Origin of the sequence: Janibacter zhangyanbonis (assembly GCF_050507325.1) — a bacterium.
In the GTDB taxonomy this organism is placed as follows: domain Bacteria; phylum Actinomycetota; class Actinomycetes; order Actinomycetales; family Dermatophilaceae; genus Janibacter.
The window spans coordinates 573,030-588,931 of sequence record NZ_CP191481.1; the positions used below are offsets into that span (position 1 = coordinate 573,030).

Sequence of the window (15,902 nt, forward strand, 5' to 3'; positions counted from 1 at the left end):
GTGACGACCGACCTGCCGATGCCGCGCGTGGGCCCCGTCGGGGCCCACGCCCCCAAGCCGATGAAGGTCGTGCTCAGCTGGGGCCGCCGCTACTCCCTTTGGGTCTTCAACTTCGGGCTGGCCTGCTGCGCCATCGAGTTCATCGCCGCGTCGATGGCCCGGCACGACTTCATCCGGCTCGGGGTCATCCCCTTCGCCCCGGGCCCGCGGCAGGCGGACCTCATGGTCGTCTCCGGCACGGTGACGGACAAGATGGCGCCGGCGATCCGTCGCCTGCACGACCAGATGCCTGAGCCCAAGTACGTCATCTCCTTCGGCGCCTGCTCCAACTCCGGTGGCCCCTACTGGGACTCCTACTCCGTGACGAAGGGGGTCGACCAGCTCGTCCCCGTCGACGTCTACGTGCCCGGCTGCCCGCCGCGCCCGGAGGCGCTCCTGCACGGGATCCTCACCCTCCAGGACAAGATCGCCGCGGAGTCGCTGACGACCGCCGGGATGCGGGCGCGCTATGCCGGGCACCGGTCCGCCGGTGCCGGTGAGGTGCGCCGCGGCCTGCTGCGACGACCGACGAAGGGGGCGTGACGTGCCCCAGGAGGACCTCACCGTCAGCCCGCTGGAGTGGTTGCGCGCCGTGCGCGACGCCGTGGACCGCGGCTACACCTTCTTCGACTGGCTGAGCGCCGTCGACGAGACCGACCGCGAGGAGCACCCCGGTCTCGACATCGTCTGCCACCTCGTCGACCCGCGCCCGACGCCCGAGCGCGACCAGCGCACCGCGCTCCTGCGCACCCGGGTCCCGCTCGGCGACAGCCTGCACAGCATCACCGGCATCTTCGCCGGGGCGGCGTGGCACGAGCGCGAGACGCACGAGATGTTCGGCCAGGACTTCACCGGCTTCGTCGACGGCACCGGCCTCGGGCTGCGGCCGCTGCTCCTGCCCGACGGCTTCGAGGGCACGCCGCTGCGCAAGTCCTTCGTCCTCGCCTCGCGGGCGACCCGCCCCTGGCCCGGCGGCAAGGAGCCGGGGGAGGGGCACTCGAGCAAGTCGCCGAGCCGCCGCCGCGTCACCGCGCCCGGCGTGCCCGGGCCCGAGTGGGGTCCGCGGGACGGGTCGGGCGAGGGGCCCGACCCCGAGGCTCAGGAGGGCACGCGGCCGGTGAGCTGAGCGATCCCCCCGTGGTCCCTGGTGTGATGGCGACACCCTGGGCCAGCCGCCTCGAAGGTACAGGTCTTTACAGATCCGCGAACTGTAAAGACCTGTAAGGTCCAGCGCATGGTCCAACCGAGTCCGTACACCCCGGGGGAGATCGCGCACGACGTCCCTGGGCGCGCGGACCACCTCGACCGGGTGGCCGACCTCCTCGCTGCCATGTCCGCGCGGCGTCGGCTCGCCGGTCGGGTCCACGTCTTCGTGGGACCGCGCGGGGTCGGCAAGACCTCCCTGCTGCGCGAGGCGCAACGTCAGGCGCAGGCCGCCGGTCACGCCACCGTCTTCGTGACGGCCGGGCACGGTGACCTGCTGGCATCGCTCGTCGAGGCGCTGGGGCTCGGCCCCCTGCGCTGGCAGCCGCACACGGTGGCGTCCCGGCTGCGCGAGATCGGGGTGAGCGTCGGACTCCCGGGGGCCAAGGTGGAGGCCACCTTCGCGCCGGGCGAGGGCACCACGGTCGTGCGCCGGCTCGAGGACCTGTTCCGTGCCACCGCCCGCGAGGTGCTCGACGACGCCGGTGTCGGAGCCGTGATCTTCGTGGACGAGCTGCAGGCAGCGGACCGCGACGGGATCCAAGCTCTCGCCTATGCCTGGCAGCACCTGCAGGCCGACCCCGAGGGCGTGCCGATCGCGCTCGTCTGCGCGGGGCTCGGGCACACCGAGGACGTGGTCACCGACGCCGCCAGCTTCGCCGAGCGCTTCGCCTACCGGCAGCTCGGCTCGCTCGACGAGGCAGCGACACGCGAGGCCATCACCGCGCCCGCGACAGCGCTCGGAGTCTCCTGGGAGACGGCGGCGGTCACCGAGATCGTCCGGCGCACCCAGGGCTATCCCTACTTCGTGCAGCTCCACGCCGACGGCGTGTGGCGGGCCGCCGGGCGCCCGGACGCGGGTGCGGTCCTCACCGTCGACCACGTCGACTCGGCCCGGGCCGGGATCGCCGAGGACCTCGACGCCCTCTACCGCAGCCGGTGGTCCAAGGCATCGCCCTCGGAGCAACGCTTCCTGACCGCCATGGCCGGTGCCGACGAGCCCGTCGTCCGGCGTGGTGACATCGCCGCCACCCTGGGCGTGAGCACCGGCTCCCTCGGCATGGCCCGGCGCTCCCTCATGGACAAGGGTCTCGTCGAGGTCGCAGGACACGGCCTGCTGAGCTTCACCGTCCCCGGGTTCCGCGACTTCGTGAGAGAGAGTGCCGATGTGGACGAAGGGAGGAGCCGATGAGCCTGCTCGAGATCGCCCTGCGCTCGCTGGCGTCCCTCGCCGCGGTGCTCGTGCTCCCGCTCGTCGCCGGCCAGACGGAGCACAAGGTCATGGCGCACATGCAGGGCCGGCTCGGCCCGATGTACGCCGGCGGGTTCCACGGCTGGGCCCAGCTCGTCGCCGACGGGGTGAAGTTCGTCCAGAAGGAGGACATCACGCCGGTCGCCGCCGACCGCGGCGTCTTCCGCCTCGCGCCGGCCGTGGCGCTCGTGCCCTATGTCATCGCCATGGCCCTGCTGCCGATCCACCCCGGGGTCGCCGCCGCTCAGGTGCCGGGCAGCGTCCTCCTCGTGCTCGCCGTGACCGGGGTCGGGGTGCTCGGCACCCTCATGGCCGGCTGGGCCAGCGCCAACAAGTACGCCCTCGTGGGCGGGATGCGCTCTGCCGCACAGCTGCTCGCCTACGAGCTGCCGCTGGTGCTGGCCGTCGCCTCGGTGGCGATGGCGGCGGGCACGCTCTCGCTCGCCGGCGTCGTCGAGGTCTGGTCCCCGTGGTGGCTGCTGTGGCAGCTGCCCGGCGCGATCGTCTTCCTCGTGGCCGCGACCGCGGAGCTGCAGCGACCCCCCTTCGACGCACCCATCGCCGACAGCGAGGTCGTCATGGGCCCGTGGACGGAGTACACGGGGCTGCGCTTCGCCTTCTTCATGCTCGCCGAGTACGCCGGCATGGTCGTCATGGGGCTGCTCTTCGGGATCCTGTGGCTCGGCGGCTGGCAGGGCCCCTTCGCCGACCACCTCGGCTGGCTGTGGACCCTGCTCAAGGGCGGCCTCGTCGTCCTGCTCATCATCTGGATGCGGGTGTCGTGGCCGCGGCTGCGCGAGGACCAGCTGCAGCGGCTCGCGTGGACCGTCCTCGTCCCGCTGGCCCTGGCCCAGCTCGCCCTGACCGCCGTGGGAGTGGTGATGACCGCATGAGCACCGACCGCAGCTTCGTCCCCGGGCTCGTCAAGGGCATGGCGACGACCGCCCGCCAGATGATGCGGCCGCCCCACACCGCGGAGTACCCCGACGTCGCGCCGGAGCTGCCGGCACGCTCCCGCGGGGTCATCGCGCTCGTCGAGAGCAACTGCACCTCGTGCATGCTCTGCGCCCGGGAGTGCCCCGACTGGTGCATCCACATCGACTCGCACAAGGAGGAGGTCCCCCCGGCGAGCGAAGGGGGGCGCGCCCGCCAGCGCAATGTCCTCGACCGCTTCGACATCGATTTTTCGCTGTGCATGTACTGCGGCATCTGCATCGAGGTCTGCCCCTTCGACGCGCTCTTCTGGAGCCCGCAGTTCGAGTACGCCGAGACCGACATCCGCGACCTGCTCCACGACAAGGAGCGCCTCGGCCAGTGGGCCGCCGACGTCCCGGCCCCGCCGGAGCTCGACCCCGCCGCCGCCGAGGCCCCCGAGGTGAGCGCCGCCAACAAGCCGGCGCGCAAGGGGCGCCGATGACGGGCCTCGACCTCGCCTTCGCCGCGACCGGTCTCATCACGGCGGCGGCCGCGGCCCTGGCCGTGACGACCCGTCAGGTGGTCCACGCCGCGCTGTGGCTCGTCGTCGCCCTCCTCGGGCTCGCCGGCTGCTACCTCGTCCTCGGCGCCGAGCTCGTCGCCCTCGTCCAGGTGCTCGTCTACGTCGGCGCCGTCGTCGTGCTCGTCATCGTCGCGCTCATGCTCACCCGGGCCCCGATCGGGCCGCGCACCGAGCACTCGACGAGCCGTGCCCACCGGCTGCTCGCCGCGCTCGTCGGCGCCGGCACCGGCGGCCTGCTCGCCGCGGTGCTGCTGCCGATCGCGGTGCCCACGCAGGTCCGCCCCGGCGGCACCGACGAGCTCGCCCGGCAGATCTTCTCGACCTGGGTGTGGCCCTTCGAGCTGCTCTCGCTGCTGCTGCTCGCGGCGCTCGTCGGGGCCTTCGCCGTCGCCGGACTGACGACCGACCGGGAGCGCCGATGATCCACAGCGCCGGTCCCTACCTGCTCGCGAGCGTCCTCGTCGCGCTCGGTGTCTACGGCATCCTCGCCCGGCGCCATGCCGTGCTCGTCCTCGTCGGCGCCGAGCTCGTCCTCGCCGGTGGTGGGTTGCTGCTCGTCACCGCCGGGGCCCTCGGCAACGACGCGACCTGGTCGGGCCAGGTCCTCACCCTCTTCGTCATCACCATCGCCGCCGCCGAGGTCGTCATCGCCCTCGCCGTCATCGTCGCCGCCTACCGCCGGCGCGGCCACATCGACCTCGCGCAGGACGCCGAGTGATGGCCTGGTCCCTCGTCGTGCTGCCCCTGGCCGCAGCGGTGCTCACCTTCCTCGTCGGACGCAGCGGGCCGCTGTCCGCCCTCACCGGCGTCGCCGGCGGCGTGGGCACGCTCGTGCTGTCCGTCATCGCGCTCGCCGGCGCACCCGCGGGGGTGCGGGGCGCCCCCTTCGCCGAGGAGCACGCCACCGGACCGGGCCTCGTCATGGGCGGCACCGACCTCCCGCTGGGTCTGGGCCTGTCGGCGACGAGCGCCTTCCTCGTCCTCGTCGTCGCCCTCGTCACCGCGCTCGTGCAGGCCTATGCCGCGTGGTACCTCGCCGACGACGACCGGCGCGGCGCCTTTCACGCGACCGTCGCCCTCTTCAGCGCCGCGATGGTGCTCGTCGTCCTCTCCGCCGACCTGCTCCTCACGGTCGTCGGCTGGGAGGTGATGGGCTGGTGCTCCTACCTGCTCATCGGCCACTGGTCGCGTCGCGAGCGGCCGCGGCGGGCCGCCCACGCGGCCTTCATGGTCACGCGGGTCGCCGACATCGGGCTGCTGCTCGGCACCGCCGTGCTCGTCGCGGGCGCCGGCACGACCGCCCGCGCCGACGTCATCGACCACTGGACCTCCGCCGCGGCCGACCCGACCGCCCGCTCGATCGCCCTCGTCCTCGTCGTCGTCGGGGTGCTCGGCAAGTCCGCGCAGATCCCCTTCCACCACTGGCTGCTCGACGCCATGGAGGGCCCCACCCCCGCCTCCGCACTCATCCACGCGGCGACGATGGTCGCCGCCGGCACCGTCGTGCTGACCCAGCTGCTCCCGCTGCTGCTGCGCTCCGACCCGGCCCGGGCGCTCCTCGGCCTCTCGGTCGCCGCGACGATGCTGCTCGCTGCCCTGTGCGCGCTCGTCGAGCCCGACCTCAAGCGGCTGCTCGCGTGGTCGACGATCAGCCAGGTGGGCGTCATGCTGGCGCCGCTCGCGGCCGCCGGCAGCGGCCCGACGGCCGGCGCCGCCCTCGGGCACCTCTACGGCCACGCGATCTTCAAGGCGCTGCTCTTCCTCACCGTCGGCTGGCTCGCCACGACGCGTGGCTCGACCGCCGCGCGTGCCCTCGTCGGCAGCGGGCGGGCCCACCCCGTCGGGCTCGCCGCCTGGGCGGCCGGGCTCGTCTCCCTCGCGGGCATCCCGCTCGTCCTCGGTGGCCTGACGAAGGAGCACGTCATCGCCGCCGTCGGGAGCGACGTCGGCAGCCGCGGCCCGGTCGCCGCCATCGTGCTCGTCGCTCTGCTCGCGACGACCGTCGTCACCGCCGCCTATGCCACCCGCGCCCTGCTCGTCGTCGCCCTCGGCGACGAGGGGCGGGTGCGCGACCGCGCGGTCATGCCGACCGCGGTGGCCGGGATCCTGCTCGTGCTCACCGCCGCCAGCATCCTCGGGGGTCTGGCCCTCGGGCCCCGGCTGCCCGACGCCGGGCACGTCCCGCTCGCGCTCTTCGCCGTCGTCCTCGTGCTCGTCGTCGCCGGCATCGCGCTCGGCTGGCTGCTCCACGCCTCCGGGTGGCAGCAGCGGCTCGTCACCGGCCGCCTCGGTGGCCTCGTCGGCGCCGGCCTCGGGGCCGACCGGGCCCAGCGCGCGGTCGTCGCCCGGCCGGTCACCGCTCTCGCCGGGCTCGTCGCCTTCCTCGACCGCGGCGTCGTCGACACCTATGTGCGCGCCGCCGCCTGGGGCGTGCTCGGCGCGAGCGGTGTCGGCACCGAGGCCCACCGTCGCGCCCGGCCGGCCAACGGCCTCGCCCTGCTCGGTGGGGGCCTGCTGCTCGTCGCCGTCGTCACCGCCCTCGTCCTGCTGGGGGACTCGTGATCGGCCTCGCCTGCGTCCTGCCGCTGCTCCTCGGTGCCGTCCTGCTGGGCGCCGGCACGGAGATGAGCGCCCGGCTCGCCGCCCGCATCGGTCTGGCCGGCGCCCTCGTCACCGCGGCCCTCGTCGTCATCGCCTGGAGCAGTCACGCCGTCGTCGACATCGCCTGGCTGCCCGCCCTCGACCTGCGCATCCACCTCGGGCTCGACGGCATCAGCGGGCCGCTCGCCCTCCTCGCCGCCGTCGTCACCGCTGCGGCCTGCACGACCGCCCTCGGTGACGCGCCGCGCGGGGGCAGCGCCGCGACCTTCGTCGGCACCCTGCTCATCACCCTCGGCGGGGCGATCGGCACCTTCGCGGCGCGCGACGCACTGCTCTTCGTCGTCGCCTTCGAGCTCGTGCTCGTGCCGATGTGGGTGCTCATCACCCGCTTCGGCGACGACCGCGACCCGGTGGCCCGCCGCGAGGCCGGCGCCCGCTTCGTCCTCTACACCGGGCTCGGCTCGACGCTCCTGCTCCTCGGGGTGCTGCTGCTCGTCTCCCAGTCGGGCACCGGTGACCTCGGCACGCTCGGCGCCGCCCACGGCCGGGGTCTGTCGACCGGCGTGCAGGTGGCCGTCGCCGTGCTGCTCACCCTCGGCCTCGCGATCAAGGTGCCCGTGTGGCCGCTGCACTCGTGGCTGCCCATGGCGCACACGACGGCACCGACCGCCGGCTCGATGGTGCTCGCCGCCGTGCTGCTCAAGATGGGCACCTACGGCCTCGTGCGGCTCCCCCTGGCTGCGGTGCCCGAGGGCTTCGCCCGGGTCGCGCCGGTGCTCGCCGTCTGCGGCGCCATCGGCATCATCTGGGGCGGGCTCGTCTGCCTCGTCGAGCGCGAGCTCAAGCGGCTCATCGCCTGGTCGTCCATCGCGCACATGGGCTTCGTCGCCCTGGCGCTCGCCTCGGGCACCGACACCGGTGTCGCCGCCGCGCTCTACGCCAACCTCGCGCACGGCGTCATCTCCGCACTGCTCTTCCTCGTGGTCGGCGGGCTCAAGCACCGCTGGGGCGACGACCTCCTCGACACGGCGCGGACCCCCCTTCGCGAGGAGGCGCCGGTCACCGGGCTGCTCCTCGTCACCGGCCTGGCCGCCGGGCTGGGGCTGCCCGGCCTCGCCGGCTTCTGGGGCGAGATCATGGTCGTCGTCGCCGCGCTCTCGCCCGCCGACGGCCGCCCTGGGCCGCTCTTCGTCGGGTGCGCGGTCGTCGCGGCCGTCGGTGCGGCCCTCGCCGCCGCATACTCCCTGCGCGTCGCCCGGCTCGTCTGGCTCGGCGAGGGCAGCGGGGCGCCGGACGCCCCGACGCCGGCCGAGCGGCGCGCGGAGCTGCCCGTCACCGATCTCGTGCCCGGTGCCGTCCTCGCCCTCGCGGTCGTCGCCCTCGGCGTCGCGCCGGGGCTCGTCCTCGCCGTGACCGACCCGGCCCTCGCCGCGGTGGTGACCCGATGAGCGCCCCGCAGATCGACGTGGCCGTCGCCGCGCCCGTCCTCGCCCCCGCCGTCGGGGCCGTGCTCGTCCTCGCGGTCGACGCCCTCGCCCCGCGACGTCGCCTGCCCGCGATCCTGCTGGCGGCCCTCGCGCTCCTCGTCTCGCTCGGTACCGCTCTCGCCCTGCGCGTGCAGGCCTCCGGGGGCGGCGAGGTCACGACGCTGTGCCGGCCCGGGGACCCTGCCATGAGCCTCACCCCGCCGCCGGGCACGCAGGCGAGCGAGTGCCTGCTGCGGGTGAGCCAGTCGGGTGCACTGCTCCAGGCGCTCGCCGGCGCGGCCGGTCTCGCCGTGCTCGTCCTGCTCGCCCGGCAGCGTGGCGTGCCCTCGCTCGAGGACGGCACGACCCACCGCCCCGACGGCGCCGTCGAGGCCGCGTTGCTCCTGGCGACCGTCACCGGCGCGTGCACCGTCTCGGTCGCGCACGACCTCGGCACCTGGCTCGTCGGCCTCGAGCTGGCCACGCTGCCCATCGTCGCGCTCGCGGTCCTGCGCGGCGGGCGCGACAGCGGGGCGATGCAGCTGGTGACGACGTCCGTCGCGAGCTTCGCCGTGGCGGTCGTCGGCGCCGGGCTGTGGGTCACCGCGACCGGGAGCCTGCGCCTGAGCGGGGTCGCCTCGTGGGCGGCCGGTCAGACGGGGGAGACCCGCGCCGTGCTGACCCTCGCGGTCGTCCTGCTCCTCGCGGCCGTCGGCTTCAAGCTCTCGCTCGTGCCCTTCCACGCCTGGGCGCCGGCGACCTATCCCCGCGCCGGGCTCGAGGTGGCGATGCTCCTCGCGGGCGTCTCGACCGTCGCCGCCGTCGGTGGGCTCGTCGCCGTCACCGACGGTGCAGCCAGCGTGCGCGCGGCCGCGACCCCGGCCTTCGGCGTGCTCGCCGTCGTCTCCATGATCGGGGGTGCGGTGCTCGCGCTCGGGGCGAGCGACCCCCTTCGCCTCATCGCCTGGTCCGGGGTCACCCAGGGCGGCTGGATCCTCGCCCCGCTCGTTGCCGGCGACACCTTCGCCGCCGTCGGCTACCTCGCCGTCTACGTCGTCGCGGTCGTCGCCGCCCTGGCCGTCGTCGCCGCCCTGTCGGTCGACGGTCCGCGACGCCTCGACGACGACCGCGGGCTGCTGCGCCGCCGGCCCGTGCACGCCGCCGTCCTCACCCTCGCGCTGCTCACGATGGCCGGCCTGCCGCCGGGCGTCGCCGGCCTGCTCGCCAAGGTCATGGCGCTGCGCCCCCTCGCCACCGAGGGCCTGTGGTGGGTGGCTCTGCCGGCCGTCGTCGCCGCGGTCATCGGCCTGGCCGTCTACCTGCGCTGGGTGGCGCTCGTGCTGCAGCCCGGCGACGAGCACCGGCCGCCCGAGCGGACCGATCGGACCGCGACCGTCGTCGCCGTCGTCACCGGGGTCGTACTGCTCGCCGCCACCCTCGTGCCCGTCCTGCTGCTGGGGACGGGAACGCCGTGACCCCCTGCGAGCGTTGGGGATGACATGCACAACCACTACAACGGTCTGAAGACCGCCGGCCTCTTCGGCTCGATCTTCGCGTTGCTCATCCTCGTCGGCTACGCCCTCGCCGGTGCACGCTACGTCTGGATCTTCGCCCTCATCGGCCTGGCGACGACCGCCTACAGCTACTGGAACTCCGACAAGCTCGCGATCCGGGCGATGCGCGCCCAGCCCGCCGACCCGCAGCAGTTCCCGCAGATGTACCGCATCGTCGAGGAGCTCAGCCAGCGCGCCGGGCAGCCCATGCCGCGGCTCTACGTCAGCCCGACCGCTGCGCCCAATGCCTTCGCCACCGGCCGCAACCCCCAACACGCGGCCGTGTGCTGCACCGAGGGCATCCTCCAGCTGCTCGACGAGCGCGAGCTGCGCGGAGTGCTCGGCCACGAGCTCATGCACGTCTACAACCGCGACATCCTCACCGGCTCGGTCGCCGGGGCGATCGCCGGCGTCATCTCCTCGGTCGCCTCGATGGCCCTGTGGTTCGGCGGCGACCGCGACCGCAACCCCATCGCCGGCATCGCCGTCGCGCTGCTCGCGCCCATCGCCGCGATGGTCATCCAGATGTCGATCTCGCGCACCCGCGAGTACGACGCCGACGAGGACGGCGCCACGCTCACCGGTGACCCGCTCGCCCTGGCGTCGGCCCTGCGCAAGCTCGAGGGGGGCGTGCAGCGCGCGCCGCTCGAGCCGACGCCGCAGCTGCAGAACGCGAGTCACATGATGATCGCCAACCCCTTCAGCGCCCGCGACGTGGGCAAGCTCTTCTCGACCCACCCGCCGATGGACCAGCGGATCGCGCGCCTCGAGGGCATGGCCGGGGGCCACCACCTGCGGTGACCCGTGGCCCGTCACATGCGCTGCGCGCCGTCCTTGATCGCGTCGCGGATGCGCGGATAGGTCCCGCAGCGGCAGACGTTGCGGATCGTGTCGAGGTCGGCCTCGGTGATCGCGCGGCCCTCGCGCTGCACCTTGCGCACGAGCGCGACCGCGGCCATGATCTGGCCCGGCTGGCAGTAGCCGCACTGCGCGACGTCGTGCTCGATCCAGGCCTCCTGCATGGGGTGCAGGTCGCCGTCGACGGTGTCGGCGAGACCCTCGATCGTCGTGACCTCGTCGGTCTCCTTGATCTGGTCGACGGGCACGGCGCAGGGGTTGAAGGCCTTGCCGTTGATGTGGCTCGTGCAGGCCTTGCAGACGTTGATCCCGCACCCGTACTTGGGGCCGGTGACCCCGAGGACGTCGCGCAGGACCCAGAGCAGGCGCACGCCCGGCTCGACGTCGACGGTGACCTTTTCGCCGTTGAGGACGAAGGTGTGGCTGGACATGGCGCGCTCCTCAGCGGGTGTGGTCGAGGCCGTCGGTCGGCGACTGCGGGACGGATGGGACGAAGCTCTTGACCTCGAAGCTGATCGGGTCGGGGTGGTTGATGGGGAACTCGGTCGGCATGCGGCCCGTGGCGCGCGCGTAGGCGCAGGCGATCGCGGCGAAGCTCGACGCGACGCCCGCCTCGCCCGCGCCGCCGGGCTGCTGCGAGTCCGACGGCATGATCTCGACGGTGATCTCGGGTGGGACGTTCCACTGCCGCGTGTAGAAGTAGTTGTCCCAGCTGGCCTCGAGGAAGTGGCCCTCCTCGAGGTGGCAACTCGTCGTCAGGGCCAGGCCGATGCCGTCCATGACGCCACCGAGCATCTGGGCCTCGAGGCCCGTGGGGTTGATGACCAGGCCGGCGTCGACGGCGAAGACGACCTTGGTGACCCGCGGCCCGGTGACGGCATCGCGGACCGTGCGGTTCACCGTCTCGGGGCGGCAGTCGATCTCGACGAGGCAGGCGGTCGCGCCCTTGTACTCCTTGTGGACCGCGATGCCCTGGGCGACGCCGTCGGGCAGGGAGCGGCCCCACTCGCCGACCTCGGCGGCCTTGTCGAGCACGGCCCGGGTGCGCTTGTCCCGCAGGAACTTCCGGCGGAAGGCGACGGGGTCCATCCGCATCCGCCGGGCCAGCTCGTCGATGACGAGCTCGTTGGCGCAGCGCACGTCGGGGGAGTAGATCTGGCGCATGCTGCCGGTGTTGAAGCGGTCGTCGGTCTCGGTGAGCGTCTGGCTCACGGCCCCGAAGTTGTAGGGCACCTCCTGGGTCAGGGCGAAGATCGTCTGCGCGAAGGTCATCTGGCCGACGGGCAGCTTGGCCGCGTGGTTGGTGATGATGTCGCCGAGGCCGTGGCCGAAGTCGGTCGTGACGCTCGTGTGCTTCTGCTCGAAGGAGAGGACCTCGCCGCCGAGGTAGGCCGCCCGGACACGAGAGGTCGCCATCGGGTGCAGCCGGCCCTGCCGGGGCTCGTCGGCGCGGTGCCACATCAGGCGCACCGGCTTGCCCATCGCCTTCGAGATGCGGGCGGCCTCGAGGGCCGCGTCGTGGAAGAGCTTGCGCCCGAAGGAGCCCCCGCCCTGGGTGACGTGGACCTTGACCTTCGACACCGGCAGGCCGAGCTCCAGCGCGATGTTCTCCTGGGCGACGACGGGCGACTTCAGCGAGCCCCAGATCGTCGCCGAGTCGGAGCGCACGTCGGCGATCGCGCAGTTGGGCTCGAGCGAGGAGTTGCTGCGGAAGCGGAAGGTGAAGGAAGCGTCGATCTTCTTGGCGAGCAGCGACACCTTGGGGGTGAGCATGGGCAGCTCGGCCTTCTTCACGCCCTCGAGCACGGAGGCGTCGGTGGCGCCGGCGAGGCGGCCCCCTTCCCACTCGACGTCCATCTGCTGGATCGCGTCGATGCACTGGCCGAAGGTCCGGGCGCGCACCGCGATGCCGGTGGCGACCTTGACGACGTCGGTGACGCCCGGCATGGCCTCGATGTCGGCGGCATTGCGCAGCGCGACGGGGCGTCCGTTGTGCGTCGGCGGTCGGCAGACCATCGTCGGCAGGGCGTCGGGGACCTTGACGTCCATGGCGAAGGTCTTCGCGCCGGTCACCGCGTCCCGGGCGTCGGTCCGCCCCTGCGGGGTGCCGACGACGGTGCGATCGGAGGCGTCCTTGAGGGTCACCGAGGCCCGGGTGGTCGTGGTGGCCGCCGCCTTGGACGACAGCTCGCCGAAGGTGAGCGCATTGCCCACGGCGTCGGTGATGACACCCGCCTTGATGGTCAGCGCGTCGACCGTGGTCCCGAGGACGGTCGCGGCGGCCTTGAGCAGCTGTTGTCGGGCCAGCGCGGCGGCGACTCGGATCGGCGTGTAGGTCGAGATCGTCGTGTTGGACCCGCCGGTCAGCTGGTTGAAGAGCAGCTCCGGTCGGGCCGGCGCCAGGGTGACGTCGACGCGGTCGACGGGCAGGTCGAGCTCCTCGGCGATGATCATCGCGGTGGAGGTGACGATGCCCTGGCCCACCTCGGCCCGCGGCAGGGCGAAGGAGGCGCGTCCGTCGGTGCCGATCGTCACCGTGATGAGGGCGGCCGTCGGGGCCGCGGCGAGGGTGAGCAGGTCGTTGAGATCGAGGATCTCCGCCGGCTGCGGCGGGGTGGGCACGACCGCCTCCGCGGTCGGTGCACCCAGGCTCATCTCGGCCCCGGTGACGAGCGTGGCCCCGGCGATGACGTAGCCCATGAAGGCACGACGGCTCGGGCCCGACGAGGTGCTCTCGATGCTGGGCTGAGGTTCGGTCACGATGTCTCCCATGGTCGACGGCGCTGTCGCTACCGAGCAGTAGACACCTGTCGGTGGGGTCTCGCGACCGGAGAGCCGACGACGTCCACGATGTGACTCATCCCCTTCGGACGAAGGGGGTGACAGGATGCCGGTGTGCCTTCCCTCACCCGCGACGAAGCCGTCGCCCGCGCAGACCTGCTCACCGTGTCGCTCATGGAGGTCGAGCTCGATCTCGACCGTGGGCCGCAGACCTTCGGGTCGGTGACCCGCATCCACCTCACCGCGAGCGGTGACGGCACGACCTTCGTCGACGTCAAGCCGCGGACCCTGCACCGCGCGAGCCTCGACGGCGCCGAGATCGACGTGGCGACCCTCGCCGAGGGGCGGCTGCCCCTGACGGTGACCGTGGGGGAGCACGTCGTCGAGGTCGAGGCGACGATGGCCTACAGCCACGACGGCGAGGGGCTGCACCGGGCGACCGACCCTGCAGACGGGGAGGACTACGTCTTCAGCCACCTCTTCCTCGATGCCGCCCCGGCGGTCTTCGCGTGCATCGACCAGCCCGACGTCAAGGCGCCCTACGCGGTGTGCGTCAAGGCGCCGCAGGAGTGGCACGTCATCGGCAACGGCTCCGGCACGATCGCCGACGGCGGGGTGTGGCACCTCGCCCAGACCCAGCCGCTGTCGACCTACTTCGTCGCCCTGTGCGCCGGCCCCTACGTGTCCGTGACCGACGAGCACGACGGCATCAAGCTCGGGTTCTGGGCGCGGCGCTCCCTTCGCCAGCAGCTCGAGGAGCACGCGCCCGAGATGCTCGAGGTGACCCGACGCAGCTTCGACTACTTCCACTCGATCTTCGGCATCCGCTATCCCTTCGACGACTACGACCAGGTCTTCGTCCCGGAGTTCAACGCCGGCGCGATGGAGAACCCGGGGTGCGTCGTCCTGCGCGATGCCTACCTCTACCGCGGGGCGGTGGGCCGCGACGAGATGCTCACCCGGGCCAACACGATCAGCCACGAGATGGCGCACATGTGGTTCGGCGACCTCGTCAGCCCCCGGTGGTGGGACGACCTGTGGCTCAACGAGTCCTTCGCCGAGTACATGGCCCATCGCTGCCTCGTCGAGGCGACGGAGTACACCGAGGCCTGGGTCGACTCGACGATGTCGCGCAAGTCGTGGGGCTACGGCGCCGAGCGCTCGCCGTCGACCCACCCGGTCGCCGGCTCGCCCGCGCCCGACGCGAAGTCGGCCCTGGCCAACTTCGACGGCATCTCCTACGCCAAGGGTGCCGCCGTCATCCGCCAGCTCATCGAGTTCATCGGCGACGACGCCTTCCTCGAGGGGATCCGCGACTACCTGACCGCGCACTCCTTCGGCAACGGCACGCTCGCGGCCTTCCTCGCGGCGATGTCCCGCGCGAGCGGGCAGGACCTCGCGGCATGGAGCGCCGCCTGGCTCGAGACCTCCGGCGTCGACACCATCGCCGTCGACCGGACGGCCGGCACGGTCACGCGGCAGGCACCCGCGGGGCACCCCGCGCAGCGGCCGCACGCCGTCGACGTCGCGACCTATGCCCAGGGCGCCGAGACCTCCCGCACGACCCTGACCCTCGACGCCGACTCGGCCCCGCTCGAGGGCGTCGACCTCGCCGCCCCGCTCGTGCTGCCCAATGCCGGCGACCGCACCTGGGCCACCCCGCTGCTCGACGAGCAGTCGCTCGCCGCACTGCGCACCGAGCTGCCGGCGATGACCGATGCCCAGGCGCGAGCCGTCATCTGGGTCGGCCTGCGCGACGGCGTCGCGCTCGCCCAGGTCGACCCGCGCCTGCTCGTCGACCTCGGCGAGGCGGCCCTGGTCACCGAGACCAATGACTCGATCTTCTCCCGCGCCGGCCTGCACCTGACCAACCGCGTCATCCGGGTCCTGCTGCCGCAGGAGGAGCAGGACGCGGCGCGGGCGCGGCTGGCCGAGGTCGGCGAGCAGGTGCTCGCCACGGCCGAGCCCGGCTCCTCGCTCGCGCTGCACGCCGCACGGCTCGTCGCCCGCACGAGCGACGACATCGAGGGTCGGCTCGTGCCGTGGTCGCAGGGCCGGGACCTGCCGGCGGGGCTCGACGGGGATGCCGACTTCCGGTGGATCCTCATCGGGCAGCTGACCCGTCGTGGTCTCATCGGCGCGGCCGAGGTCGACGAGGCCCTGGCGCAGGACCGCACGATGTCGGGGCAGCTCGGCGCACTCACCGCTCGCGCCGCGATCCCCACCGAGGAGGGCAAGGCCGCGGCCTGGGCCGACCTGACGACCAACCATGAGCGCAGCAACCACGAACTCGTCGCGATCGCCGCGGGCTTCTGGGGGCCGGCCGACCGTTCGCTCGTCGAGCCCTACGTCGAGCGCTACTTCGCCGACGTCCCGCCGATGCGGGTGTGGCTCGGCGAGGACGCCCTCGCCCGCGTGGCGGCGATGACCTACCCATCGCGCTTCGTCAGCGACGAGACCCTCGAGCTGTCGCGAGCGACGCTGGCGCGCACCGACATCGACCAGGGCGTGCGGCGCTCGATCGTCGACGCGCAGTCCGAGCTCGAGGAGGCCCTGGCCTCACGCCGCGCCTTCCCCGCCGCACGACCTTAGGGAAATGCGAACCCGGGTGTGCACGACCTCAAGGACATGCGAACCCGGGTGCGCACGAC

At 73.2% G+C, this 15,902-nt stretch carries 14 protein-coding genes; 12 read left to right on the forward strand and 2 right to left on the reverse strand.

Annotated elements, in window-relative coordinates:
- The first annotated feature begins 18 nt into the window (after positions 1-18).
- From ACQBJO_RS02825 to htpX, 11 genes are all read left to right on the forward strand, one after another.
- Positions 19-582, forward strand: coding sequence for an NADH-quinone oxidoreductase subunit B (locus tag ACQBJO_RS02825; protein ID WP_303708370.1), 564 nt, complete (start codon positions 19-21; stop codon positions 580-582).
- 1 nt (position 583) lies between these two features.
- Complete coding sequence (locus ACQBJO_RS02830; protein ID WP_421007222.1) at positions 584-1,165, forward strand: NADH-quinone oxidoreductase subunit C; 582 nt, start codon at positions 584-586, stop codon at positions 1,163-1,165.
- A 108-nt stretch (positions 1,166-1,273) separates the two neighbouring features.
- Entirely contained in the window at positions 1,274-2,434 is a 1,161-nt protein-coding gene (locus ACQBJO_RS02835; RefSeq protein WP_421007221.1) for an AAA family ATPase, read from the forward strand.
- Complete coding sequence (locus ACQBJO_RS02840; protein WP_421007220.1) at positions 2,431-3,387, forward strand: complex I subunit 1/NuoH family protein; 957 nt, start codon at positions 2,431-2,433, stop codon at positions 3,385-3,387. Before ACQBJO_RS02835 ends, ACQBJO_RS02840 begins: the two co-directional genes overlap by 4 nt.
- Positions 3,384-3,911, forward strand: coding sequence for a NuoI/complex I 23 kDa subunit family protein (locus ACQBJO_RS02845; RefSeq protein WP_255185296.1), 528 nt, complete (start codon positions 3,384-3,386; stop codon positions 3,909-3,911). The genes ACQBJO_RS02840 and ACQBJO_RS02845 overlap by 4 nt, the downstream gene beginning before the upstream one ends.
- On the forward strand, positions 3,908-4,414 hold the full coding sequence (locus tag ACQBJO_RS02850) for an NADH-quinone oxidoreductase subunit J family protein (protein WP_421007219.1): 507 nt from the start codon (positions 3,908-3,910) through the stop codon (positions 4,412-4,414). The genes ACQBJO_RS02845 and ACQBJO_RS02850 overlap by 4 nt, the downstream gene beginning before the upstream one ends.
- On the forward strand, positions 4,411-4,710 hold the full coding sequence (gene nuoK, locus ACQBJO_RS02855) for an NADH-quinone oxidoreductase subunit NuoK (protein WP_421007218.1): 300 nt from the start codon (positions 4,411-4,413) through the stop codon (positions 4,708-4,710). The genes ACQBJO_RS02850 and nuoK overlap by 4 nt, the downstream gene beginning before the upstream one ends.
- Positions 4,710-6,554, forward strand: coding sequence for an NADH-quinone oxidoreductase subunit 5 family protein (locus ACQBJO_RS02860; protein WP_255185299.1), 1,845 nt, complete (start codon positions 4,710-4,712; stop codon positions 6,552-6,554). The genes nuoK and ACQBJO_RS02860 overlap by 1 nt, the downstream gene beginning before the upstream one ends.
- The gene (locus tag ACQBJO_RS02865; protein ID WP_421007217.1) at positions 6,551-8,041 is read left to right on the forward strand and encodes a complex I subunit 4 family protein; all 1,491 of its coding nucleotides are present in this window, start codon (positions 6,551-6,553) and stop codon (positions 8,039-8,041) included. Before ACQBJO_RS02860 ends, ACQBJO_RS02865 begins: the two co-directional genes overlap by 4 nt.
- Complete coding sequence (locus ACQBJO_RS02870) at positions 8,038-9,534, forward strand: proton-conducting transporter membrane subunit (protein WP_421007216.1); 1,497 nt, start codon at positions 8,038-8,040, stop codon at positions 9,532-9,534. The genes ACQBJO_RS02865 and ACQBJO_RS02870 overlap by 4 nt, the downstream gene beginning before the upstream one ends.
- Before the next feature lie 24 nt (positions 9,535-9,558).
- Positions 9,559-10,413, forward strand: coding sequence for a zinc metalloprotease HtpX (htpX, locus tag ACQBJO_RS02875; RefSeq protein WP_421007215.1), 855 nt, complete (start codon positions 9,559-9,561; stop codon positions 10,411-10,413).
- 11 nt (positions 10,414-10,424) lie between these two features.
- Here htpX and ACQBJO_RS02880 read toward each other — a convergent pair whose 3' ends face one another.
- Both ACQBJO_RS02880 and ACQBJO_RS02885 read right to left on the reverse strand, forming a co-directional pair.
- Positions 10,425-10,901, reverse strand: a complete 477-nt coding sequence (locus ACQBJO_RS02880) for a (2Fe-2S)-binding protein (RefSeq protein ID WP_255185303.1) — start codon at positions 10,899-10,901, stop codon at positions 10,425-10,427.
- A gap of 10 nt (positions 10,902-10,911) precedes the next feature.
- The gene (locus tag ACQBJO_RS02885) at positions 10,912-13,230 is read right to left on the reverse strand and encodes a molybdopterin cofactor-binding domain-containing protein (protein ID WP_255185304.1); all 2,319 of its coding nucleotides are present in this window, start codon (positions 13,228-13,230) and stop codon (positions 10,912-10,914) included.
- Positions 13,231-13,365: 135 nt separating this feature from the next.
- Between ACQBJO_RS02885 and pepN the strand changes: the two genes are divergently transcribed.
- Positions 13,366-15,843 (forward strand): aminopeptidase N, encoded by a 2,478-nt coding sequence (gene pepN / locus ACQBJO_RS02890; RefSeq protein WP_421007214.1) that lies wholly within the window; start codon positions 13,366-13,368, stop codon positions 15,841-15,843.
- The last annotated feature ends 59 nt before the right edge of the window (positions 15,844-15,902 follow it).

Excerpts from the sequence above, each read along its gene's own strand:
- ACQBJO_RS02825 (WP_303708370.1), top strand. The coding sequence starts at position 19 with ATGCCGCGCGTGGGCCCCGTCGGGGCCCACGCCCCCAAGCCGATGAAG.
- ACQBJO_RS02835 (WP_421007221.1), top strand. The coding sequence starts at position 1,274 with ATGGTCCAACCGAGTCCGTACACCCCGGGGGAGATCGCGCACGACGTC.
- ACQBJO_RS02840 (WP_421007220.1), top strand. The coding sequence starts at position 2,431 with ATGAGCCTGCTCGAGATCGCCCTGCGCTCGCTGGCGTCCCTCGCCGCG.
- ACQBJO_RS02845 (WP_255185296.1), top strand. The coding sequence starts at position 3,384 with ATGAGCACCGACCGCAGCTTCGTCCCCGGGCTCGTCAAGGGCATGGCG.
- ACQBJO_RS02850 (WP_421007219.1), top strand. The coding sequence starts at position 3,908 with ATGACGGGCCTCGACCTCGCCTTCGCCGCGACCGGTCTCATCACGGCG.
- nuoK (WP_421007218.1), top strand. The coding sequence starts at position 4,411 with ATGATCCACAGCGCCGGTCCCTACCTGCTCGCGAGCGTCCTCGTCGCG.
- ACQBJO_RS02860 (WP_255185299.1), top strand. The coding sequence starts at position 4,710 with ATGGCCTGGTCCCTCGTCGTGCTGCCCCTGGCCGCAGCGGTGCTCACC.
- ACQBJO_RS02870 (WP_421007216.1), top strand. The coding sequence starts at position 8,038 with ATGAGCGCCCCGCAGATCGACGTGGCCGTCGCCGCGCCCGTCCTCGCC.
- htpX (WP_421007215.1), top strand. The coding sequence starts at position 9,559 with ATGCACAACCACTACAACGGTCTGAAGACCGCCGGCCTCTTCGGCTCG.
- ACQBJO_RS02880 (WP_255185303.1), bottom strand. The coding sequence starts at position 10,901 with ATGTCCAGCCACACCTTCGTCCTCAACGGCGAAAAGGTCACCGTCGAC.